The sequence below is a fragment of the Desulfosporosinus sp. FKB genome, from assembly GCF_002196705.1.
Lineage (GTDB): Bacteria > Bacillota > Desulfitobacteriia > Desulfitobacteriales > Desulfitobacteriaceae > Desulfosporosinus.
The window spans coordinates 131,692-154,651 of the sequence record NZ_NADJ01000013.1 but is presented as its reverse complement, the minus strand read 5'-3'; the positions used below and the strand labels follow the sequence as shown (position 1 = coordinate 154,651).

Genomic DNA, 22,960 nt, shown 5'->3' with positions numbered 1-22,960 from the left:
AACGAATCTACAAATGTATCAAAGAATTAAAAACATAATGTCAAAAACTGCATAATCTCCGGTTGAGAATTTGGAATCACCATACAGGCTATAAACGCTAAAATAAAAGTGAGCCACTTCTATAAAAAAACCTGTATAGTTCAGAATAGAGAAATGCTGACGTACAGGGGAAGAAAGGGTGTCAATAGAAGTGGATATTTACGAAAAGATACGCTATATGCATGTACGTTTCAATCAGGCAACTTCACAGCTTCAAAGCGAAGTATATCAAAACGTGGCTCGGCTTCCTTGCGTAAAACAGGATATGAAATTATGACATGCATAAAGATTCATAAGAAATTTGAAGATGATGCTGTTTACAAGTATATACTCAAGAAAGAAGGTGAAGGTAAACCGATGAAAGTCGCCAAAATCGCTGGATTAAATAAGTTCCTGCGTATTTACTATGCCAGAGTGAGAGGGGTATATGTAGTAGCATAATGACACATTCAAGTTTAAACTGACCAGCTGCCTTTAGTCTGGTCAGCTTAGCTATATCCATTAATAAGAGGAAAGCGATTTCTACCACATAGCAAGACTTGACATGGGGGCGGTGGATGCTACCCTAATCTGAGGGATGGGGCTTACCCAAGAGGAATACCTTTCCAACGGATGATGCATTAAGAAAGATCATCTATTTAGCAACAGAAGAAGCCTCTAAGAAATGGACAATGCCGATTAAAGAATGGCAAAGTTGTTTAGGTCAGTTCATGATCTACTTTGAAGATCGCTTAGTAATCTAGGTTTTAAGGGGCTGCGCCCCTGAGTTTATCGCTTTAGTTTCTCCCACAAAGGAAAGAAAAAGGGAACTCTAATTGTTTCCCTTTCCCCTGTGGCAGAATCCGATTATGGCGCTCCGGTTGCTCTCCAGCAGAGCCGTATCCTCCAAAATCGGTAGGAGCCATTAATATTCTAACCAAATTTTCTTATATGCAAAAATTCCATTTACACAAAATCATTTACATTCCCGAGCGGGACTTCGGAAAGCATGCCGAAGATCAACCAGGACATAGTAGCATACACTTTGATTCCCCTCCCGCCCCTTGCCGAGCAAAAGCGCATCGTCGCCAAACTTGAAGAACTTCTCCCTTTGTGTGAGAAGTTGAAGTGAAATCCATTGTTGTACAGTGGTGCGTTGTTTCGTATTATCACATACATTTAAACACCAACTAAAAACTTAAAACTTCGGTACAGTGCCGAATAGTCTCGTAGTACGGGATTTCTGTTGAATCAAAGTCTTTTTTCAATATATACCCCAACACCTTTTTTTCTTAAACCCTCGTACGTGGTTAACATATTTCTTATAACGAGCAAATAGCGAAATATACTTGGTGATAATCATCAGATTTTAACGTTTAAGCATTGTTAAAGTCATCAATCTTCCCGTTTTTTCCTATATAAGTAAAAAACCAGAGCATGTTGTCGCTCTGGATTTTACATTCCCCCGCAAAGCCGTATAGATTATTTGGTTTTAACACCTGCTCTCGCAGGTGGGCATTTTCATCCTACTTTTTGGTCTTCCTCTAGCATTGGAGGCCTGACCTAACTGGTTGGTTTATTATATTCCCGAATTTTAATAGGAGTCAAATCTTCGCACATCGCAGGTTTGTGAGGATTTGATTATAACAAGGTTGAGTGTTTGAGGCATTAGGGAAGTTATGGTTTATCTAAATCGGAGCCCACACCACTATCCACAGCCCATCTGACCAGCAAACGCCCAAAACGCTACGGTAGTATTTTTAGTGTCCGGGTTCGGGGCTGCAAAAGTCGGGCTTAGCTGGAAAAGTTTCATCACTGCGTGATCGTGGACCTTCCCTCTTTTGCTTAGAATTAGTTTTATATTCAATTCTTCATAACCTACATTGGAGGCGCGGGGTTTGGATATCCTATAATATTGCTCTATATGAGTAAACCGATTTACTCGAGATTTTTTCACTTTCATAGATTTCATAACCGTCAACTCGTAGAAATTCATTAACGGAATTTAACACAGATTGCCAATTGCTCTTTTCATTTCTCACAACTGGATGAAACATTTCACTCGGAAATTTCAATATGGTATCAGTGTTTCCATTTTTTAGGCCAAGGCGTTCATCGTCAAAAATCCAATATAGTGGCCAATCTTCGTTTTTAATCCTATGTAGATAAATTTCTTTTTCAAAATTTGGTACTCGTTTATCGTTTGATGGCATTTCTTCGAGTTTGTATAACCTATTTAAAAATTCAATTTCAGTCTTACGACCAAAAAAATTAAAAACCTTCTCATGTTCCGAATATTGAGGCATCCTATCATAAACGTATTGTTCCATCTCTTTTTCGTAATGCTCGTTAAAATAATCGAAAATATCTTCTCTAGTAACCTCTGTTATATTATTTGTATAACTACTCGCGAAGTTTTTCTGAACTTCAGCCTTTGGCGGATTAATTCTATGCAGTAGGCTGGAGGATCATGTCCGTTGGCCAGCATAGGAATTATATGCAGTCCCATGTTTGTCGTCTAGAATTTTGGGTTGTTTTTAATGAAATTCTGCCACATACGTTTCGCACTTTCGTCGATTTCATCTCGCGAAGCTCGTATAGTTTTCTCGCTTCCAGCATAACCAATTTCCATGTCCCCATTTTCTAATCCGGCAAACACTGCATCAGCAAATTCGTCAACTGGGACACCGAAGGTATGCAGTCCTACACCGCCTAAATCTGTATTAATTGCCGTGGGCATTACTTCCACAATATCTAAATTTGTATCAGCCAATTGCAAACGGAGACTCATGGTAAACGAATGCAGCGCAGCTTTGGTAGCGCTATAAATAGGTACCCAAGCTGCCGGTGTAACACCTAAATTTGAAGAAACATTGACAACCGTCCCTTCCTTTTTTTTCATTAAGTGAGGGAGAAACAGCATCGTCAAATGAATTGGCGCTTCCAGATTTGCGACAATTTCTTGTTGGTAATAACTCCAGTCAGCTTTCAAATCCTTTAGGTTTATTCGTTGTTGAATCCCAGCATTGTTTACAACAACATCCAGTTCTGGAAATTCATTAACAATCGTATCAAAAAGTCGCTTCCTGTCAGCTTCATTAGCAACGTCACAAACCATGGTATGTAAATTAGGCATGTTCAACTTAGCTTCTTGTAATTTTTCTTTGCGTCGTCCACAAATGATAACTTTATTTCCAGCCTTATAAAAGCGCTCTGCAAGCGCTAAGCCGATGCCTGATCCTCCACCTGTTATTAAGACTGTCTTCCCACTTGTTCTCATAATGATTGCCTCCTTATTTATTAATCCGTACAGACAAAACCTATCCTGAACTGTCTTGTGGCGGGTTAGCTTGTCATGTTATAGTTTAATGGGTGTTATAATTGGTGTTTTTGTGGTGTAGCCAGAGCTGTAGTGGGCTCTGGCTTCTTCGTTTCTGATAATTGCTCCTCCGTATTTACTGTAAGTAACTTAACGTCGGCTACTAAACTGGAACACATCATATATTTTTTATCCTTTCATACCAACTGTCGCCAGATAAATAACAAACTGTTCCTTCCCATCAAGTCCTAGTATTTGATTCAATTCGTCGTCCGAATAAGCGGCTATTGCACAGGCTCCACAATTAATTGATTCGGCACTTAGGTATAAGTTTTGGCAAACATGTCCGGCATCTAGAAACAGGTATCTATAACCTCTTTCCCCATATCTCCAATTCATTCTATACGGTACAGCAGTCCAAATAAAAGTTACTGCACTGGATTTGATAAAAGTCTGGTTATAACATGCCTTAGTAACCTTGTCAGAAATATATTTATCTAACGAAATACTAATTAGGCCGTGGTCTAATGACAAAAATCTGTATAAACCAGGGGTAATTCCATCGACATTATTAATCAGTAAATAAGTTTCAAAGGCATGTCTAGCGCCTGCTGATGGAACGTTCCGTAGTGTTGTAATCCCTTGGACGACTGCTTTGACTCCTTGAGTACACCATAACAGATATGATAATTGTTCAATTGTTAAAGCCCCTGCAGAATAATTTCTTACACTTTTGCGTTGCTCAATTATTCTTCGCAATTCTACTGGATCGGTTTCTATTTCACTCGGTTTTGGCAATTTAATTATAGGTTGAGTCTCATTAAATTCTAGTTGTATTGGTGGATTCGGCTTGCCTAAAGACTGATCTGATGGCCCAAGATGGCTATGTTTTGTTTGATCAATGAATTGTTCACCTATTGAGTCCATTATTTCAACTCCCATTGCCTCTATTTCTGTTAGCCATGTCCAAGTTAATTACATTTTTATACATCAAGTATGCGCAACTTCGAATGACGGATTTACGGAAGGGCAGTGCTTTATTTGCCGTTGCGGCAATACTTCCTTATTTGTTAAGTTTCATGCGTCACCAGGGCTGTAGCGAGTTCTGTTTTTTTCACCGAAACAACCGAAACATCGTTGTACATATTCGTACTCTTCCTCAGTCAGAAAATTAAGGATGAAGTCCAAAAGTTCCTTATAGTCCTAGAGGAATGCAAAACTCTTGTACGCCCACATGTCCGTCTACAACGGCTGAAAAAATTAGATAATAGGATATAGCCCACCGTCCATTGGAATTATTGCTCCAGTTACATAGCTTGCCTTATCGGACGCTAGAAATAAAGCCACATCAGCTATTTCCTCTGGAGTCGCATAACGTCCCATAGGGATCTTTGCTTGCTGTTCTGCCAGAACTTGAACTTCACTTATATGACGTAAATTCGCCTCTAAACTTATTTTGATGTTTGTCCTTTCACCTGTCGTAGTATTCGGGTTAATTGCGTTAACCCTTACCCCTTCACGCCGCCCATATGCCTGTGCTAACCCTACCGTTACAAGCATTAGAGCAGAATTAGCTGCTCCACCCGGTAAATGTAGAGACGAAGCAACTTTACCACCTAGCCCGATAATATTGACAATAGAACCCTGCTTGCGGCTAACCATGCGGCGTCCGACTGCGTCAGCTGCATTGGTATAAGTGAAAAATTTAGCATCCATGGCATCCCGCCAAGCCTGAGAATTTAATTCTTGTATCGGATAACGCTTAGCAGCTCCTGCACTATTTATTAGGATATCTATTGGACCTAAATGTTTTTCTACCGAATCCGCCATAAATTCTGCTTCACTTGCTTCTGACAAATTGACTTGGCAAGTATAAACGGAAAAACCACCACTTGGGCTGCATCTAAATTTTCACTTGAACGGGAGGCAATAGCGACTCTTGCTCCTTCAGCTAGAAATGCTCTCGCACATGCTAGACCAATACCCTTACTTCCGCCCGTAACAAGCACAACTTTAGACTCTAAATTTAAATCCAATATTTTTCACTCCTATCTGCTCTCCACCCTTCATTTAGTATTGAAGGAATAAACCGTCTCATGACGAATAACCCTGTGGAGAGTGATTTCTTTTGAACTTGATATTAAATAAGAAGTACACACGACGCAGAATTTTGGGGTTAGGACTCTTAGGAACGCTTTTCTTGGCAGGTGGATTTTCACCTGTAGGTAAACTCCTGACCGAGCGCATATCGGAAGAAGTAGAACATGAAACTACCCCAGCCAGACTTCACCCTACTCCCGAAAAATGGTCAGACAACGAAGTTACCATCGCCTGGCTTGGGCACGCTAGCTTTTTAATTAATTTTTTCGGTACAAGAATCATCACGGATCCGGCTTTAGGTTCTCGTATTGGTGTTACTCCCGTTGGGGATCAAACGATAGGGCCAAGAAGGTATATAACTACTGCCTTGAACAGCAACCAAGTTGGGCCTGTCGATCTATTACTTGTCTCTCATGCCCATACTGATCATTTCGACTATCCGACTTTACGTCAGTTACAGTCACCAAAGACAATAGCTGTTACAGCCGAAAATACATCACCTTTATGGCAGGGCATGAAATTCCAATCTATCGAAGAAATGCACTGGGGTGATAGCAGGTTGTTAGCTGGGGTCAATGTGACAGCGATTGAGGGAAAACATTGGGGAGCCCGTCTACCTTGGGACAAAAGTATGAAAGCCAATAGCTTACTTTTATCGAAAAACGGAGTTAATATTTTTTTCGGTGGAGATACGGCGTATACAGACCTCATTAAGCAACAGCTAAACGGGATACCCATAGACTTGGCAATCATGGGCATTGGGGCCTATTCACCTAAATCCTTCGAAAGGATGCACGCCACTCCCGAACAGGCATGGAAGATGGCTGACGATATATCTGCCAAATGGGTCATTCCAATGCACTGGGGAACTTTCAAATTATCCAACGAACCTATTGGTGAACCAATCGTCCGCTTCCGCCAAGCTGCAGCCGGTCAAATGGAGAAAGTAGCTATTCAGGAAGTTGGAGCGACTTGGGTACTGCCTCACTAATGCTATATTTATTTTTGTTTTTAAAGATATTCCGAGGTTTAGTTACCTAATTTCGTCAATTGCTCCTCCAGTTGAGCCAGAACCATGGGCCATGCTTGCTCATGGTTATTCTTAGACTCCTCATCAGGAAATCCAGCATGTGTAAGACGAAGCAATGTCCCATCTTCGATTTGCTTTAATTCTACTGTTACTACGGTCTCCGCTCCCTTGGTTCCCCCTTCCCCTGTTAGCCATGTCAATTCAACGAGGCGATTGGGCTCAAGTCTCAAAAAACGACCATAATGTGGGTGTCGTTTTCCATTAAAAGCGGTTTCGAAATAAAATGCCGTGTTTACTTCACCTTTCATCATAACAGACCCCGGTGAGGCGAACCAAAGATCAAAATGTTCCGTCCAAGCTCTATATAAGAGTTGAGGTAAGATCAGCATTGTCCGTTCTACTGTAAGCGCAAATGGTCGTGATGATAGATCAGGGTAACAAATCGATTTTGTCATTGTATTTTTCACACTTTCCTTCATTTCTTAAGTATTATCCTTTACCCTTAGTCTCTCCGCTAATAGAGTATTCCTCTTCGAGGTCATATTATTGCGAACAGCCATACTAATTGCCTTCTTTGCGCCTACCAGAACAAAAATCTTCTTAGCTCTGGTTACACAGGTGTAAAGAAGGTTTCTCTGTAACATCACGTAATGTTGCATGGTTAAAGGGGCAACAACAATCTTATACTCGCTACCTTGGCTTTTGTGAATTGTCGTGGCATACGCTAAAACGACTTCATCAAGCTCAGTAGCATCATACTCCACCTCATGACCATCAAAGTCTAATACGAGGGTTCGATCCTCAGTATCAATTTTAGTAATGCCTCCAATATCTCCATTAAAAACGTTTTTATCATAGTTATTCTTGATCTGCATAATCTTGTCACCTAATTTGTAAACGGTGCCGCCATATTTAATAGAAGTGTTTGAGGAGTTTAAGGCGTCTTGTAAAACACCATTGAGGTTTGCTGCTCCTGTTTCTCCCCGCTGCATCGGGCATAACACCTGAATGTCGTTAATTGGATCAACTTTATAGAAAGAAGGAAGCCTTTTTATGCAAAGTTCCTTTATCGTTTGAACCACTTTTGACGGTTCATCCTCTTCAATGAAAAAGAAATCACTGTTGCCCTTCAACTCCGGGAAATCTCCCTGATTGATTTTGTGAGCATTAGTGATTATGGCACTTCCCTGAGCTTGCCTAAATATTCTTGTTAGCTTAACAACATTAACGATACCCGAGTCAATTATATCGTTAAGCACATTTCCGGCCCCAACAGATGGCAGTTGATCAACATCGCCAACAAGTATGACAACAGTTTCGTTGGATACGGCTTTCAAAAGATTGTACATCAGGATAGTGTCTACCATGGAAGTCTCATCGATAATCAGCACATCGCATTCCAAGGGAAATTCCTCATTCTTTTTATAACCCTCGGGTGGCTTATACTCAAGCAAACGATGGATTGTTTTTGCCTCCATCCCCGTCGTCTCCGACATCCTTTTGGCAGCTCTACCTGTTGGAGCGGCAAGTAAAACTCGCGCCCCGAGCAATTGAAACACCTTGATAATGGCAAGAGTCGTTGTGGTTTTACCTGTTCCCGGGCCACCCGTAAGTACCATAAACTTTGAAGAGGCTGCTGTTTTTACCGCAGCCTTTTGCACTTCATCATAGCTAATGTTGTACTCTTCTTGTATAGTTCCTAAGATATCGTCCACGTTCGCTGCGATGTATGGACTGTACACGGAAAGAATAGCCTTAATTCTTTTCGCTAATCCTACTTCGCTATAATAAAATGGAGGTAAAAAGATAGCATCCTCTCCATCAAGCAGGACCGTTTTCTCTGCAATCATTTTATCAAGAGTTGAATTAACGAGTGATTGTTCAAGTTCTAAGATGTTTTCTGCCTCGGTAAGAAGCTGTTCCTTTGTAGCATAGCAATGTCCATCGTTGGAAAGTTCATTAAGTACATAGACAATCCCAGCGCGACAGCGTTCGAAGGAGTTTATATCGAAGCCCATCTTCAAGGCAATTTTATCCGCTGTTTTAAAACCAATGCCCCAGATGTCATCCGCGAGTTTATATGGATTAGTCTTCACGATTTCTATGCTGTCATTTCCGTAAGTTTTGAAGATTTTTACGGCAAAGGCCGTCGATACCCCATTATTTTGTAAGAAAAGCATGACATTTTTAATTTCCTTTTGATCTTGCCATGCTTTTTTGATGATCTCAATTCGCTTTTGTCCGATACCAGGAACTTTAATTAAATAATTAGCTTCTTCCTCCAACACCCTTAGAGTATCTTCTTGAAATTGCTGAACAATTCTCTTGGCGAATACTGGTCCAATCCCTTTTATGAGCCCACTTCCCAAGTATTTTTGAATGCCTGTTACCGTTGCCGGAAGGGTTTCACGATAATCCTGTGCAACGAACTGTTTCCCGTACTTACTGTCCATCTTCCATTCGCCTTTAAGTCGGATGATGGAGCCGACATTCACTGCGGCTAGGTTTCCCACAACAGTGACAAGGTCATTAAATCCCTTGGATTTTATTTTAATGACACTAAAGCCATTCTCTTCATTTTCAAAGGTAATTCTCTCGACAACTCCACTTATGTATTCCATCAAGAACCCTGCCAATCATCAAGTTATTGAAGAATTAAAATTAAATAACCAGAGTTAAAGCACGCTTAATTTAAATGATCTTAGGCATGACTTACAATTCGTGCCCCTCGTATATTCTGAAATAGTAAACCATTCTGGGCATAACATAACTCTGAATGTAAATGAGAATGAAGGGATAGCGACAATGTATTGCATTACATGTCAATGCGCATTATTTGAAGTAGAGATCGAGGGTACTATTACAAAATATAAAGATACTAAAATAATTAAGCGGTGGCGTGAGATAGTTAACTAATTCTTTCCTTTATAAGTTTAACAAACTCTAGTTATCATTCAAACCTTCGCACGTTTTTATTTTCAGGCATGCAAATTCAGCGAAGTACAAAGCCTTGTTTTTGCGCTTTGCCAATGACTTTTCATACTCAGAGTGACAAGTATTGATCCAAACCTTGGCCGAGTGATTTATTTACATAAATGCAAATACCTATTGACTTTAAAGCGTCCCCAATCACCCTTTGCCTATTGTTAACGATCATATTAATCAATTCACTAACACAAGGATTAATCTTGGTTAGCACCAAAGGATCATAAAATGCCAACAAACTCCAAGTTCCTATAGACGTACGATAACCGCTTGATGAGAACTCTTTCCGGGTTGAGGACGGAGAAATGTTGTCATTTACCATTATTTGACCGCGGTCTACGTGTACAATTCTTTTGGCTGTATTGGCTACTCTTTGAAAGTCAATCGTCGAATAGACAGAAAGACACGCTTCAAGATGAGCAAGCCAAAAACCCATCATTGTTAAGCTGGCATGCGAAATATCTTCCCAGCCGCTTTCACCATAATAATATGGCCAGTAACTCCAATAATAGCTATTTGATGTTTCATCCAAGCGAAAACACGTATAGAAATAGTTAAATCCTTTAATGGCTTTCGCTAGATGTTTTGATGTAGCACATAATTTATCAAGAAGTGCACAGGCAGCTAGATAAGCATTCCCTCTGTTAGGCATAGTAACCTTACCAGCTTCCTTGAAATTACCAAAGTTCGGTTCAACAGGATAACCTGTCATTAGGGAGAAATCCATCCAATTACCGGGTGTATCGTGTGCCTCCAGCGCATCCTTACAAACCAGCAGGTAGTGGTCTAGTCGGTTAAAGTAACGTCGAATGCCTAATGTTCTTACAACACTAATAAAAAGAAGTATCGGAATACATATTACAGCAGTATGAACGGGATAGGCATGTATGCTGCCGTACTGTCCTCCATCATTCCATACTGGTAATTTCAGTCTAGTACCCAAATAACTTTCCACATCCAGGTCGGTGTCACGATGGCTGATAACCCAATCTATTTGGGGGACCATCCAATCAAGGTATTTTAAGTTACCCGTTGCTTTAAACATATAGTATAAGGCTACCCCGATTGCACCCCAGCCCCAAGCAAAATCGCCGCCTCTATATGAGGTATTCACTTCTGCAAACCATTTACCCGCAGACTCGCTGGTGTGGTATGGGTCCTTGTTTTTATATATCCAGTCAAAGACTTCTTGCGCTGAACCTTTCATATAACCTCCATCTCGCAGCTTTAGGAAAGGCCCTATAAATTATTTCCTATTATTATAGTGCAAAATACAAAAGAAAAGCGCCTCCATATCCTGAATATGCCACTTAATTCGCTTTGGCTCTGAATTTATTAAATACTTAACGCCCTTGCATTCAATGAAGAAACACCAACGTATGTCGATGGCCTGCATTGGCTCTATAGAAAACATTTGACAGACAGAAATAAGAAAGTACTTATAGGCGTCCTTTTTACATAATCTTGTTAGAGCGGGATATGAGTTTGTTCACGGGAGTTGATATGATGATTTTATATAAGCGGACCCAAACCCGACAACCAAAGCAGCATTTGCTGAGCTTTCAACCTTTGATTTTACTAAAAAGCAATATTTAACAGGCGTTTGTAAGCCATATCTAATTAGCCCTGATGGCTATTCCATGGACCAGTTCTTTCTAGACCGCCCTGGAAATGGCGAACTCCAGCTGGCTCTAGGTTACGATTATCGAAAAAATGTAGAACAATATCCCGCTTGGCAGCATTACTTGCGGACCTATCAGCCACCCACACTGGTTGCCTGGGGTAAAAATGATTTCATATTTACCTTAGAAGGAGCACATGCTTTTAGTAGAGAATTAATCCATGTCGAAACGCGTTTTCTTTGTGGAGGACATTTTGTGCTGGAGGAGCAAAGCTTTCAGGTTTCGGTGCTGATCAAAAGCTTTTTTGGCCGCATATATTCTTGACCTCTCTAAAGAATCGTTGCGCAAAAAAGCCCTTATCCAGATTGGATAAGAGGCAGTTTTTGCGTTTATTCAAATGCTTGTCAATTTAATCCACCCAAGAGGTTATGATTTCTAATCAATGAAGTAACACCAACGTGCCTCGGGTGCTTGATTTGTCGGGTTTGAAAACACATATGCGTATTAGACTGTCTTCTATAGATCCAACAATATTGATACTCACCCATACAGCTCGAACATCAATATTAGGAGAATGTGCTTTTCCTTGTCAGATTTGACTTGGGGAAATTAATTATCTTTAGGCTAATAATCCGTAGTGAATTCTGATCCGTGTTTATTAAGAGAAATGGATCATTATTCCCGTCGAGGTTTGGGCAGTTTCAATATTTTAACACAAAGCATATTCTATAGAAAAAAGAATAACGGAGTTAATATGGAAAAAAACTTAAAAATACGAAAAGCCGTCATCCCAGCAGCAGGTTTTGGTACTCGTTTTCTACCTTTTACTAAATCTCAACCTAAAGAAATGCTGCCTATAGTCGATAAACCAACTATTCAGTTCATTGTTGAAGAAGCTGTAAGGAATTAATAACATTATTATTATTACTGGTCGAAGAGCGCCCGTTCCTGTTTGATGAGTCTCTCAATTTCCTCATCCAACTTTCCGATGCGCTCATTATCTAACTCAGTTAACTTTTCTCGTTCCAGCTTTGCCTTATAATCTCCCAGCAGCTTGGCTCGATCGTTATAAAGCTGGTTAAAAATCTTAACAAACAATCCCTTAATCGTCTCTTCTTTAACCCTCCCCATACCGCACGATTTTTTCCTTCCTATTATATAGGTGCTGCAAATCCAACAAACAGATTCGGAGACAGTGCCACAATTGTCTATATGCCGTTTGAATGTATTCCCGCAGTTGCCGCAAACAATGGTTCCTGTTAAAGCATATCGGTTTGTGTATTTATCTCGGTTACCCTCAATATTTCCTTTCGATTTGGCCCTCTCCGCCATTAATTCCTGGGCTTTTTCAAAATCTTCTCGGCTAATAATAGCGGGATGACTGTCCTTCACATAGTACATTGGAGCTTCGCCAGAATTTCGCTTCCTACTATATAGGGCTGTTGTAATTGTTTTTGCAGGCGAGCATAACCGCCATACTTTTCGTTCTTAAGAATATCTCGGATACTTGATTCGGCCCATTTAACTTTTCTAGAGATATTTTTAATTTCATCAGCTTCTAAACCTTTGGCTATTCGGGAAGCACCCAGTCCGGAAAGATAGTCTTTGAAGATTCGTCTCACAGTGGCGGCTTGTTCTTCGTTTATTATTAGATTGCCCTCGCGGTCTTTATCATAACCAAGGAAGCGTTATGTGTTAACTGAGAACTTGCCTTTCTTAAAACGTCTTTGATTGCTCCAATGCATGTTTTGAGAGATGGAGGCCAGTTCTTCCTCGGCAACGGAACTTAGAATGCTAAGCATGAGTTCGCTTTCGGCAGTTAAAGTATTAATGCCCTCTTTTTCGAACCGGACAGCTATCCCAAGTAGTTTAAGTTTACGGACGGTTTCAAGGCAATCGGCGGTATTCCTAGCGAAGCGTGATATTGATTTCGTAATAATAAGATCGAATTTTTTATTCTCTGCATCCTGAATCATCCTCATGAACTCTGGTCGTTTTGCTGCGTTCTTGCCGGATATACCCTGGTCACTGTAGACTCCCACAAATGTCCATTCTGGATTGCCATTTATATAGGAAGTATAATGCTGGACTTGGGCTGCAAAGCTTTCTTGCTGCTCGGCTTGGTTAGTTGAAACGCAAACGTAGGCGCAGACTCTGAGTTTTTTGAGAGGCTCATTGAAGACAGGGACTCTTTCATTGGTGCGTATCTTTTTTATGATGCTCAACTCCTTCACTAGCAAGGCTTGCGGGAACATATTCCTTTCAAAAAACATCACTACACCCGCCAGATTGTCCGGGTGTAGTGATGTTAGCTCTGTATTGGCTAGATTGCAAGTCAATTGTTCTTCCTAACTGAGTGCCAGTAATGGACGCTATCAACTAAATTTTTTTTCTCTATTGGACTGTAGTTGTTGAGGTACTGGCAGTACTTCCGCCCAAATCCACTAGGATTTTTTGAGCATCCGTTATTAGCTGATTTCTGGCGCTGATTTGATTATTTAAATCGGTAATGATGTTTTGTAAGTCCGTGGTTATATTCGTTTCATTTTTGGCCTGACGATCAATATCCAACTGGAGCTCATCTTTTCTTAGGGTTAACCTGTCAGTAAGTGTTGTAGTGTAATCATTCACCATTGAAATCTGGTCATTTTTTGCATTTAATAGAACAGTATAATTCTTTTGAGTCCAATCCGTCTTACGTTGGGCTTGAATATTTTGTCTTAACCCTTGTAATGTATCACCTAATCCTTTGTCCGTTTGGCGTAGTGCCTTGATCTGTGTCCAATATGTGGTGTTGGGATTAACAGTAGGCGCGACTGGTGTCGTTGTATTAGCCATAGCTGGCAAGGCAGAAAATAGACAAGAACCTATCACCAATCCTGAGGTCAGTAAAACTTTTAAATTACTCATTTAACATCTTCCTTTCTGATTATCGACTAACTTTATCTTCAAACATAGTCTAACAATCAAAACTGAGAGTTCCCTGAGAATAAAGTAGGACTTAAGTCCTGTTTTTCGGAACGAAATTTTTAGGCACATATTAATTTATAATTCTTTCTAAAGGAATATCAAATAATATGTCGAATGGTATCCCATTGATAAATAATGTGTGCCAAATCGGTAAATAAGTAAGCTGTATTTGGCAAAAATAATAACCATATTAAGCCAAAGATAATTTTTAAGACTCTTTGTCTCAAACGTAAGACAAGTAAAAAGAGGTACGCAACTCCCATAGAGACAAGTGCTACGTAACAATTTGAAACTTCGATTTTGACCCATTTAGGCTTTACTACTCCACAAATCAAGAGTAAAAGCAAGAAAATTGCGATTAGAATACCCCACCAGGCCTTGTACCATACTGGCTTTTTCCCCGCTCCTCTTTTTTTATCTTCAGGACTTGTTTCCTCCGACTTTTTCTCAAGCCTCGAATCTCCAAACTTAACCATTTGTTCCCCTCCGAATGCCGTTCAGCACCGATTAAGTCGATATTTATAGTGATGGGTTATAAGAATTTGCAGAACCTCCCTGTGACTCTATTTAAGAAGATGAACTAATCTTTATTTATAGATACATCTTCCCACATGATTAGATTAGAAATGATTACTAACTGCTAAAAGCTTGAACGGCACGTTCTGCTATTACTCTTGTAGCTTTATATATCTTTGGTAATTCCTTAAATACATCTACCAGTTCCTTTCGCCCCATACATAACATCCAACAACTAAAAATAAGCGGGCGATTCCCTATAGCTCCAGCCAGTCTCATAAGCTCTTCTGCATCAAGATTTATAAACTTGCGGTAGCCAGCAACTACGGCATCAATGCATTCTAATCTGTGACCAGCGGCCCATAGGAGAAATCCTAAGGATGATATTCGTGGTCCGAGTCCAGCTCCAGCCCAATCCACAACTACCCATTTACCAGCATCTAACCTTATCATGTTGGTTGGAACAAAGTCTGGATGTACTAGAGCTTGTGGCATATCATGAAAATCATCTGCTTTCATAAGTTCACTTAAAAGCATTTCATACATATTCTTTTGATTCTCTGGTACGATTTCCTCATAACTTTGAAGTAATGAAGATGCTGCATCTATCTCTTCATGCGGTCCTCCTTTAACTGATAGATGGTGCCACGCTCCTCCTTTGCGTGTTATGCTACATGAGTCTAATTGTAATGAATGTAAACGACCGAGTAGTACTCCTAAAAAGTAGTATGCTCGGTCACTACCTTTTATTTTGTCTCCTTCCACAAAATTAGTTATCAAAACACCCTGGCCATCAAGTGTGGAAACCGCATTAGGAACTGCACATCGTTCCGCAGGATAGTCACTCTGTTCCAAAAACTTCAATATTTCAGCATCACCTTTAACATCTTCAATTAACATGGCTTTTGGAAATTGCCGAACTACCCAGCTCAAGCCATCATAACGGTCAACTTTAAATACACCTAGGTCTAATTTCACTATTCGTTCAATGTGAGTACCATATATATTTTCAAGATGTTCATGAATACTTTCTTCACTTGAACGTTTGTACAATTGCTCCTTAAAGTTATCGATACTCAAGTATGCTCTTCTCCTTTTTATTACCTCGTTGAATACCTTTTTAAGTTACTCATCAACATATTATTTATTATAGTCCAATATAGTCCAAGACTTCCCCATTATCCTACTGATGCCGCCCATCTATTAAGCAGAGGGGCGGCATCTTCACTGAAGAGTTTAAGAATAATGGGAAATTAAGGCATTTACTGTGTATACCAGTCGCCTATATCCTTAGATCGGTGTTATTGTAAACAAAGTCACCCTTAATATTTACTTGATTTCCTCAGCCAACTCAAAAATAATTCCCTCTGGCCCACGAACGTAGCATAACTTATAACTTTCTTCATATTGCTTTATATCACTAAAGATTTCCGTGCCCTTCTTTTTCAATTTAGCAACAACAGCTTCAATATCTTCAACAGCAAATGCAATATGTCGGATACCTAGCGTATTTGTTAAAGGGTTTCTGAATATCTTGTTCATCTGACGGCGTATAAAATTTGACTAGCTCTATCCATGCCTGACCGTCTGGCATTTGCAATCCTACACATGCTGTTTTAACATCATTAAGTCCAACTACCTGACCCAACCACTCTCCTTCCATTTCCCATTCCCCTTGCACTTCAAGTCCCAAATCGAGAAAAACCGCTTTAGCTGCTGAAAGATCATTTACGTTTACACTCACATGATCTATCCTATTTATCTTCATATCCCACATCTCCTGTGTTCATGTTTTCTTGCAATACCCCGTATTGATGCCTTCCTAAATGCCCCCATTTAGGTTTAGGTATATCCTTAATATTATTCCAACCACCCGTACCATTGGACTTGAAATAACTTCCGAGTGTCCTGCCTTGAATACCATACCCGTATGCCCATTATTTGGTGGATTGTAAGAATACCCTGATTTTATGAGTACCAATGGGAAACTCTACTTAAAATAAAATATTTGTAAACCATAATATATATAATGCTGTTTAAATGCCGAGTTCCTGAATTAATTTTTTAAATGTGTAGTAAGCGGGTTTCGGCGAATAGTCATCCCGCATAATCCCATATTGATGGAAGAGGTCGTCTTTTGAACTATCTGCATCCCTAAGCCCAAAAAGTTCATAGTGAGCCCATCCTGAATCAGCGGAGGGGCGGCATCTTACTGTGAAGAGTTTAAGAATGGGAATATACGGATATTGGATTGATTATTTAACCGTCAGGAATTAACACATTAAGACCTTTAAAGAACATTGATGTTTGAACAATATTCTTAACCCGTTAATTACGGTGCATTTAAAGTATGAAAATGTTAAAATTTGGATGAAATACTGGGGCAATAGCCCCGTGTAATCAATACTTGGACTAAACTAGAGTGTTATATATAGGTTTTAAGAGAAAAATAGCCACGGCTTGTTTGATATCCGTAGCTATTTTAGAGTTGTGAGTCCTGAAATTTAATCTAAATACTTGGGAGTATAACGAATACCATTTTTCTCATTACATACCTAAATGTAAATAATTGTTTCATAGCAATTTCTTTATAAGCGAAACTTAATTACTTGTAAAGAGCTTGGCGTGTCCACCGCTTATCTGTCGGATATTGAGCGTGGAAAAATGCCTTCAGATCGATTTATAGGTGTTTTGGCTAACTTTTATGAGCTTAATGAAGACGAGTTGTTTAAGCTATGGGGTAAAACCCCAATGCTCGCCAAAGATGAGATCAATAACAACCCCACGCTTCAAAAGACTTTAAGGGAGATCAGTAGAAACGCGAAGTTGACCGATGCAAAAAAAGAAGAATTGTACGATGAAATATATAAAACCTATGTAAGGTTTGCACAAAAACTTGAGCAAGAAAACGAAGGGAGAGAACCATAATGGAACTTTTACTATCAAGTATTATGCAGTTTTTGGAACACACTTTTGGATATGATACTGCGTTTAAAATAAAAGATTCCTTTGATTTTAGTGATGGCGTCATTTTGGGTGCTTTAATCATGCTTTGGCTTATGGGTAAATTCTTTATGGATGTAAGCCGTGATAGCAAGCTCCCAGAGGATATCGCGATCATGTGGGTGGAAAAAGAGGGCATCTTGGGTCTTGTTGCTAATCCGAAGAATGTTTTTGAGGCGGTAGAAGTCTTTATTGGCTATTTAATTCTCAAAATATTTCGTCAAAGAGGCTTGAGGCTTAAGCGATTACGACTAATTACTGCAATCATATTGATAATTACACTGGTTATATTTTTCTTAGGTATGATTGACTCAATGTACCCTTACTTCCCCCATGACGGCCACCCATTCCCTTAAATGAGTGGATGGCGAACTTTATTAGAATACCGAAATGCCGTGGGGCGGCTTTTGACATGGTTTGAGTTACTAAATTTTAATGATTTCTTCAGGTTTACCATATTCTATTGAACTTCAACAACCTTATACCTACCTTACTAGTTCTAGAATTCAACAATTACATTCCATACGATTCCCGATATTCATCCCGCCTAATTGATTTACATTAATCAATGTCCCTGGTGCCTTAAGTCCGGAACATTCCAGGGCTTCAAGATGATTGTCCGCGTAAAAAAGAAGAAACTCGTCGATAAGCTTTCATTATCTAAGGTTCAGTACACATGTAGACCTTCCGGTTTAGGAAGTGGTTCCCCTTCAAGAAAGTTATGACGTGGTTTCTATTCTTTCTAATTCATAAATAACTGGATGAAGCCCATCAGCACAACAAAAAATTTCTGTTCCTTTCTGCCTAACCCAAGGATAATCATGCCCTAATGCTAAAAACACAACCTTATCTTGAATTCCTGCCCAAGCCCAACTACAAAATCCTTCAGGCTTATTACAATTCTTTGATATAAACTCTTGTCCTTCTTTATATTTCGAACACTTAGTTGGAACTCCTTCTGATGCGTACTTTTCATGGATATCGAGAACATCGAGTTTCTTAAGAACTGAAATTTTTACATCATAATATTTAGTTACTCCCATTTTCAAACCTCCTTCATGTCTCCAACCAGTACACTTTTACCCCAAGCATCTCTACCAACCTTCGAATATGTGCCTTCATTTAGAAATCCGGGGATTGCAAGTCTCAGCACTCGACCACCAGCTAGCCTTAATCACGGCGGCTATTTATTCTTGAGTTTACCTGGGCGCTAGTGGTATGGTGGGATTAGCGATCGGCGAAGTGACCGGATGCACAATACGCCAAATTAATGTTTAGTCTATGCGAGTCCCAAGCCCATCTTTATACATAATGAAAAATGCAAATAGTCCCAAAGATTAAATCTACTCCATGAAGATCTCTTAGGATCCCAAAAAATGCCCATGGTTATTCAATTAATCCCCATTATGCAAATTCGACTGTTACCATGAAACGCTGCGCTCATTAGTAACCCACTAGCTAATCTAGCATTCGCAACGAAATCACCTGCACCCTGCGTTTACCAAAAATATGCTACACATTCTGCCAGTAGCCTGTTTCAAAATATAAAACTAGCCATTGTTTACGGGTAAGGATGCGTACCACAGTGTATCCTAAGATTCTCAAGAAAAATAAGTTAGAGAGTAAGCCAACTATAACACCATCTTATACAAAAAACGGTGAAGCAAGCCTCCATCATTCACCACTTACAAATTTTTGAGGTTCTCGTCCTAGAACGGTCAAAACTACCGAAAATGCAATTTGAAATATACCCAAAATAGCAGTTATCCCAAATAATATTGTAGTTATCAAAGGTAAATTTCGGCGAGATCTCGATTGCCGGATAATCCATGAACCCGGTGACGAGCCGGGACATTATTAGTTACAATTCAATAAAGCCTTCTCCAGCTTACTACTTTATAGTGACATTTCCAGTACAAGTTTCATATTATGTATTAGAAACCAACCATAAAGCATCTCCTTTCTCATCTTATATTGGCTCGTTAGCCAAAATGAAAATCGAGAGGAGAAAATAATATGGCTGGTTTGGGATTCCCTCCTTTTGGCGTACCCCCATTTGGGGCCCCCCGATTTAATGCTATTCTATTTGACACTCTACCGATCGGAGCCCGCATTATAATTGGTACTGATGCAAGCACTTGGGTCGGAAATTTCGGTGGAGTTATTGATGGCGTTGTTTTTGTGACTAACGCTCGGTTATTTTCCAATATTGGTAACCCTGTTGATGGACTTCTGTCGGTAGTGAGAATCCCTGTCAGACAAATATCCTATGTAAGTTATTAAAATGGACCAGCCTCGGTGATGAACCGGGGCTTCGGCAACAAACAAACTGGAAGTACACCAAATCCACAAGCCATATATCAACGAGTTTTAGACTCTTTAAAATAACTCTTATGTCTATCATAATGTGTTATTAAAGCGACAAGAAGTCTCACATATTAAGAACGCTCTCCTATTGCTTCATGCAGGCATAGGAGGGCAATTTTAATCAACTCATCCCTCTGGTTTAGCGTATGTCCATTTGCTTTCAGAAGATATGTCCTCTCAAAGATTTGGTAATACTATCCGAAAAGGCTTAAATCTGAAATATTCTCGCAGAAATTCCTTAACTATTTTTTACACTTCTGATATTAACATATAAATGTGAAAGGTTGAGAGGTATGTCTGATAATCATAAAAACGTTAACGATTATACTCAACGATTACAAAGGGTTGTAGAAGATTATGAGCATACGATCGAGGATCATCTAAACGAAGATTATCTTAAACAAACAGAATGGCCAGATAAACTAGCAGATCGAATTGCAGCATTTGGTGGTAGCTGGAGCTTCATTATCATTTTTGCTGTTTTCTTAACAGCCTGGATACTGACCAATACTTTAAATTTTATTGGTCACTTTGATCCCTCGCCATTTATATTACTTAATTTGATCTTGTCATTTATCGCAGCATTCCAAGCACCAATTATTATGATGAGCCAAAACCGGCAGGCTGCTCGTGATAAGCGTGAGTCGATTATTGATTTTGCAATTAATTATAAGGCAGAGTTAGAGGTAGATGATATTCAATCTCATCTTCATAGGATCGAAAATGAGATGGCTCAACTGAAATTATTGTTACAATCCCAGAAATTGGGCAATACTGAAAATTAATATAGCAAAGTAAAACGAAAGTTCCCTTCAAAATCTGGTGGCTTTTGTATTTACTGAATCATAAGAAGAGCCCTCAAAATTTTGAGGGCTGTAATGTTATAAGTATTATCTTTTCCCATGTCTCTAGTAATTACACCTAGTCAAAAAGGAAACTCACCTTCACATCTGATAGAGGCTAAACAACCATTTTCATTATTATAACTTAATATACAGAAAAACCTGTTGTCCTCTTTTCCATCTATGACAAAAAGATAGCCTGTTCTATCTTTTGGCTCACTATTTCAACCAGCCAGAATAGGAAACTTCCAATGCCAATTCCACCGGCGACATCTAACAGCGTATGTTGTTTAATGAACAATGTTGATAGGATAATTATTCCGGCCACTACTCGGACCAAACCAGTAAAAAAAGGCGATGGAATCTTTAGCTTTGAGCCAGCTTGGAAAAGAATGAAACTGATTAATACGTGAATACTGGGAAACGAATTATAAGGTTCATCCATATGGTAAATAAACAATACAATCCTGGTTAACCAGTCGTTACCGATAATTTGTGGCCTGGGAGTGGTGGTTTGGGCCAATATATAAAAGCTATAACTCAATGCTAGTCCCATAAGGCATGCAATCAGTGTCGATACATAGAGTCGAGGTTCCCGTTTCATCAGCCATGCAAGCGTTAAAATTACAAAGGGATACCAAACTATGTAAGGAAGAGCAAAAAACTTTATAAAAGGAATTCTTTGATCAAAGGAAGTCACCAGATTATAAACCCGTTCTCTGGGATGATCTAACCGAAAATAAATAGAATCAAACATCGGCAAAATTAACAATGATAAACGACCATACTTCGAAAATTGCTTTTCCAAGATTGTTATCCCGCCCTTGATTAATCGTAATAAGAAATTCAAGCATAGTTTATCTGATATTTTAACCTTTATACATTAACAAACTAGTCCACTCACTGTTTTATTCCCAAGAAATTTACAATAGCATATTCTTGTTCGCGGCATTTATTATAGTTTGCGAATATCTATGGATGGCAAGACTTTTAAAGACTATTATTTGAATCCTAGGGGATCATACTATGAACTTTAAAGTAACTAAGAAAACGTTAAGCATATTGAATACTTTAGAAAATCATTGGTCAACTGCATTCTTCACTATAGGAATATTAATCCTTCTTGCATTTCTGTACCTAGACCGTAGACAAGAGGTTTCTCATATAATACGTTCGGCTGGATGGTTCGGGATTCTAACCGCTATCATTCTCATCACATTGCTAAGCATGACACCGATCCCCACTGAGAGCATAACGATAATATGTTTAAAGTCTTACGGCGTTGGTTGGGGAACTTTTTTCTCTTGGGTCGGCTCTACGCTTAGCTCAATAGCAATTTATTGTTTGGTTCAAAGTATTAGAGAACCGTTATTACAGGTCCTAATCTCCCACAAATGTTATAAAAAGGTGAACGAGTGGGTCAAACGCAGTGGAACTAGTGGATTAATGATGGCAAGATTATTGCCTCTCCCTGCTTTTATTGTCAATTACATCGCGGCAATAATTCCGATAATTGACTTCTGGAGTTATTTCTGGACAGCAGCTCTTACTATAATACCTTCATATATTGCAACGGCCCTAGTCTTTATGGGTATCTCTAATAGAGCTAAAATTTGGCTTTTGATCGGTTGTTCAGGTATGCTGATATTATGGATTTTCAGTTATATTTTGAGTCGGTATCCTATTAGAAAAGAATCCTATTAACAGTCGTTTTTTGCGATTAAGATCTTGAAATGAATCACATACTATGTTTTAGCAACTTTAAGGAGATGATCTTCAATGAAACGAATCAAGATCGGTATCGCACTTATTTCAATGTTCGGGTTACTACTGGGAACAACCAGCATCGCAAATGCTAAAACGGTTTCCCCGGCGCATCAACTCAAAGTTTCGCAAACAGCAAAGAGTACACATCATAAGGCTAAACAAGCTAAAACAGTCCATAAAACCGTTAAACTAAAAGCCATTAGTAAACAAGCAAGTAAACACGTAACAAAAAAAGCTTAATTTTCCTGAGAGCCTTCAGCGACGCTGGTGGTTTTTTTACTACGTTTGAACTTTCCTGATAAGTGAAAAATGTAATAAAATACAGCATTTGATTGTAGCTAAAATGCATACATTTGCACATATGTCCCAATAGTTAGAGCTTTAGAAAGAATGTCTAATTATTATTATGTGTTTCATATTA

General features: G+C 39.2%; 27 protein-coding genes, 1 other RNA gene and 2 pseudogenes. 12 read left to right on the top strand and 18 right to left on the bottom strand.

Annotation, left to right across the window (positions count from 1 at the left end; translation table 11 throughout):
* Positions 1-178 precede the first annotated feature (178 nt).
* The 3 genes and pseudogenes from B5Y67_RS26335 to B5Y67_RS24850 all read left to right on the top strand — a co-directional run.
* Positions 179-316 (top strand): hypothetical protein, encoded by a 138-nt coding sequence (locus B5Y67_RS26335; RefSeq protein ID WP_348982289.1) that lies wholly within the window; start codon positions 179-181, stop codon positions 314-316.
* Positions 313-480: a hypothetical protein gene (locus tag B5Y67_RS04150; protein ID WP_348982288.1), complete on the top strand. Its 168-nt coding sequence runs from the start codon at positions 313-315 to the stop codon at positions 478-480. Before B5Y67_RS26335 ends, B5Y67_RS04150 begins: the two co-directional genes overlap by 4 nt.
* Positions 481-641: 161 nt before the next feature.
* Positions 642-782: pseudogene (locus B5Y67_RS24850) on the top strand (IS256 family transposase); the annotation flags it as partial.
* A gap of 694 nt (positions 783-1,476) precedes the next feature.
* On the opposite strand, the gene ssrS reads toward B5Y67_RS24850, so the two are convergent.
* The 6 genes from ssrS to B5Y67_RS26130 all read right to left on the bottom strand — a co-directional run bounded on the left by ssrS (position 1,477) and on the right by B5Y67_RS26130 (position 5,373).
* Positions 1,477-1,649, bottom strand: a non-coding RNA gene (gene ssrS, locus B5Y67_RS04145) — 6S RNA.
* A 276-nt stretch (positions 1,650-1,925) separates the two neighbouring features.
* Positions 1,926-2,408, bottom strand: a complete 483-nt coding sequence (locus B5Y67_RS04140) for a hypothetical protein (protein WP_282432752.1) — start codon at positions 2,406-2,408, stop codon at positions 1,926-1,928.
* 128 nt (positions 2,409-2,536) lie between these two features.
* Entirely contained in the window at positions 2,537-3,298 is a 762-nt protein-coding gene (locus B5Y67_RS04135; protein ID WP_088225264.1) for an SDR family NAD(P)-dependent oxidoreductase, read from the bottom strand.
* A gap of 228 nt (positions 3,299-3,526) precedes the next feature.
* Entirely contained in the window at positions 3,527-4,264 is a 738-nt protein-coding gene (locus B5Y67_RS04130) for a SagB/ThcOx family dehydrogenase (protein WP_242975838.1), read from the bottom strand.
* A gap of 333 nt (positions 4,265-4,597) precedes the next feature.
* Positions 4,598-5,167 carry an SDR family oxidoreductase gene (locus tag B5Y67_RS04125; RefSeq protein WP_282432746.1) on the bottom strand — a complete coding sequence of 190 codons (570 nt, stop codon included), beginning with the start codon at positions 5,165-5,167 and terminating at the stop codon, positions 4,598-4,600.
* Positions 5,152-5,373, bottom strand: a complete 222-nt coding sequence (locus B5Y67_RS26130) for an SDR family NAD(P)-dependent oxidoreductase (RefSeq protein ID WP_207652394.1) — start codon at positions 5,371-5,373, stop codon at positions 5,152-5,154. The genes B5Y67_RS04125 and B5Y67_RS26130 overlap by 16 nt, the downstream gene beginning before the upstream one ends.
* 197 nt (positions 5,374-5,570) lie before the next feature.
* On the opposite strand from B5Y67_RS26130, the gene B5Y67_RS04120 reads away from it, so the two are divergent.
* Entirely contained in the window at positions 5,571-6,428 is an 858-nt protein-coding gene (locus B5Y67_RS04120; RefSeq protein ID WP_242975845.1) for an MBL fold metallo-hydrolase, read from the top strand.
* A 38-nt stretch (positions 6,429-6,466) separates the two neighbouring features.
* On the opposite strand, the gene B5Y67_RS04115 is transcribed toward B5Y67_RS04120, so the two are convergent.
* The 3 genes from B5Y67_RS04115 to B5Y67_RS04105 all read right to left on the bottom strand — a co-directional run bounded on the left by B5Y67_RS04115 (position 6,467) and on the right by B5Y67_RS04105 (position 10,659).
* On the bottom strand, positions 6,467-6,934 hold the full coding sequence (locus tag B5Y67_RS04115) for an SRPBCC domain-containing protein (protein WP_242975837.1): 468 nt from the start codon (positions 6,932-6,934) through the stop codon (positions 6,467-6,469).
* Positions 6,935-6,949: 15 nt separating this feature from the next.
* On the bottom strand, positions 6,950-9,088 hold the full coding sequence (locus B5Y67_RS04110; RefSeq protein WP_088225263.1) for an ATP-dependent RecD-like DNA helicase: 2,139 nt from the start codon (positions 9,086-9,088) through the stop codon (positions 6,950-6,952).
* Positions 9,089-9,510: 422 nt separating this feature from the next.
* Positions 9,511-10,659 carry a hypothetical protein gene (locus tag B5Y67_RS04105; protein WP_088225262.1) on the bottom strand — a complete coding sequence of 383 codons (1,149 nt, stop codon included), beginning with the start codon at positions 10,657-10,659 and terminating at the stop codon, positions 9,511-9,513.
* 433 nt (positions 10,660-11,092) lie between these two features.
* Between B5Y67_RS04105 and B5Y67_RS04100 the strand changes: the two genes are divergently transcribed.
* Both B5Y67_RS04100 and B5Y67_RS04095 read left to right on the top strand, forming a co-directional pair.
* Entirely contained in the window at positions 11,093-11,398 is a 306-nt protein-coding gene (locus B5Y67_RS04100; protein ID WP_207652393.1) for a hypothetical protein, read from the top strand.
* 430 nt (positions 11,399-11,828) lie between these two features.
* Positions 11,829-12,009 (top strand): annotated as a pseudogene (locus B5Y67_RS04095) (sugar phosphate nucleotidyltransferase); the annotation flags it as partial.
* On the opposite strand, the gene B5Y67_RS04090 reads toward B5Y67_RS04095, so the two are convergent.
* From B5Y67_RS04090 to B5Y67_RS04060, 7 genes are all read right to left on the bottom strand, one after another.
* Positions 11,999-12,475, bottom strand: a complete 477-nt coding sequence (locus B5Y67_RS04090) for a recombinase zinc beta ribbon domain-containing protein (RefSeq protein WP_088225261.1) — start codon at positions 12,473-12,475, stop codon at positions 11,999-12,001. The pseudogene B5Y67_RS04095 and the gene B5Y67_RS04090 sit on opposite strands and share 11 nt — an antisense overlap.
* Entirely contained in the window at positions 12,463-12,720 is a 258-nt protein-coding gene (locus tag B5Y67_RS04085) for a recombinase family protein (protein ID WP_282432751.1), read from the bottom strand. Before B5Y67_RS04085 ends, B5Y67_RS04090 begins: the two co-directional genes overlap by 13 nt.
* Before the next feature lie 42 nt (positions 12,721-12,762).
* Positions 12,763-13,347, bottom strand: a complete 585-nt coding sequence (locus tag B5Y67_RS04080) for a recombinase family protein (RefSeq protein ID WP_170932575.1) — start codon at positions 13,345-13,347, stop codon at positions 12,763-12,765.
* 121 nt (positions 13,348-13,468) lie between these two features.
* The gene (locus tag B5Y67_RS04075; protein WP_088225258.1) at positions 13,469-13,984 is read right to left on the bottom strand and encodes a hypothetical protein; all 516 of its coding nucleotides are present in this window, start codon (positions 13,982-13,984) and stop codon (positions 13,469-13,471) included.
* A gap of 158 nt (positions 13,985-14,142) precedes the next feature.
* A complete protein-coding gene (locus B5Y67_RS04070) occupies positions 14,143-14,520 on the bottom strand; it encodes a DUF1361 domain-containing protein (RefSeq protein WP_088225257.1) in 378 nt (125 codons plus the stop codon).
* 157 nt (positions 14,521-14,677) lie between these two features.
* Positions 14,678-15,640: a phosphotransferase gene (locus B5Y67_RS04065; protein WP_170932574.1), complete on the bottom strand. Its 963-nt coding sequence runs from the start codon at positions 15,638-15,640 to the stop codon at positions 14,678-14,680.
* A 394-nt stretch (positions 15,641-16,034) separates the two neighbouring features.
* Positions 16,035-16,328, bottom strand: coding sequence for a VOC family protein (locus B5Y67_RS04060; RefSeq protein WP_207652398.1), 294 nt, complete (start codon positions 16,326-16,328; stop codon positions 16,035-16,037).
* Between the two features lie 857 nt (positions 16,329-17,185).
* Here B5Y67_RS04060 and B5Y67_RS04055 point away from each other — a divergent pair.
* Positions 17,186-17,488, top strand: coding sequence for a hypothetical protein (locus tag B5Y67_RS04055; RefSeq protein WP_088225255.1), 303 nt, complete (start codon positions 17,186-17,188; stop codon positions 17,486-17,488).
* A complete protein-coding gene (locus B5Y67_RS04050) occupies positions 17,488-17,919 on the top strand; it encodes a hypothetical protein (protein WP_088225254.1) in 432 nt (143 codons plus the stop codon). The genes B5Y67_RS04055 and B5Y67_RS04050 overlap by 1 nt, the downstream gene beginning before the upstream one ends.
* A 363-nt stretch (positions 17,920-18,282) precedes the next feature.
* Here the strand turns inward: B5Y67_RS04050 and B5Y67_RS04045 are convergent, their stop codons facing one another.
* Positions 18,283-18,606: a TIGR04076 family protein gene (locus B5Y67_RS04045; protein ID WP_088225253.1), complete on the bottom strand. Its 324-nt coding sequence runs from the start codon at positions 18,604-18,606 to the stop codon at positions 18,283-18,285.
* A 973-nt stretch (positions 18,607-19,579) separates the two neighbouring features.
* On the opposite strand from B5Y67_RS04045, the gene B5Y67_RS04040 reads away from it, so the two are divergent.
* Together B5Y67_RS04040 and B5Y67_RS04035 are read left to right on the top strand one after the other, a co-directional pair.
* Positions 19,580-19,846 (top strand): hypothetical protein, encoded by a 267-nt coding sequence (locus tag B5Y67_RS04040; protein ID WP_088225252.1) that lies wholly within the window; start codon positions 19,580-19,582, stop codon positions 19,844-19,846.
* Positions 19,847-20,223: 377 nt separating this feature from the next.
* Entirely contained in the window at positions 20,224-20,715 is a 492-nt protein-coding gene (locus B5Y67_RS04035; RefSeq protein ID WP_088225251.1) for a DUF1003 domain-containing protein, read from the top strand.
* Between the two features lie 238 nt (positions 20,716-20,953).
* On the opposite strand, the gene B5Y67_RS04030 is transcribed toward B5Y67_RS04035, so the two are convergent.
* Complete coding sequence (locus B5Y67_RS04030) at positions 20,954-21,580, bottom strand: phosphatase PAP2 family protein (protein ID WP_088225250.1); 627 nt, start codon at positions 21,578-21,580, stop codon at positions 20,954-20,956.
* Positions 21,581-21,798: 218 nt separating this feature from the next.
* On the opposite strand from B5Y67_RS04030, the gene B5Y67_RS04025 reads away from it, so the two are divergent.
* Complete coding sequence (locus tag B5Y67_RS04025) at positions 21,799-22,476, top strand: VTT domain-containing protein (protein WP_088225249.1); 678 nt, start codon at positions 21,799-21,801, stop codon at positions 22,474-22,476.
* Positions 22,477-22,551: 75 nt separating this feature from the next.
* Positions 22,552-22,779, top strand: coding sequence for a hypothetical protein (locus B5Y67_RS04020; protein ID WP_088225248.1), 228 nt, complete (start codon positions 22,552-22,554; stop codon positions 22,777-22,779).
* Positions 22,780-22,960 lie beyond the last annotated feature (181 nt).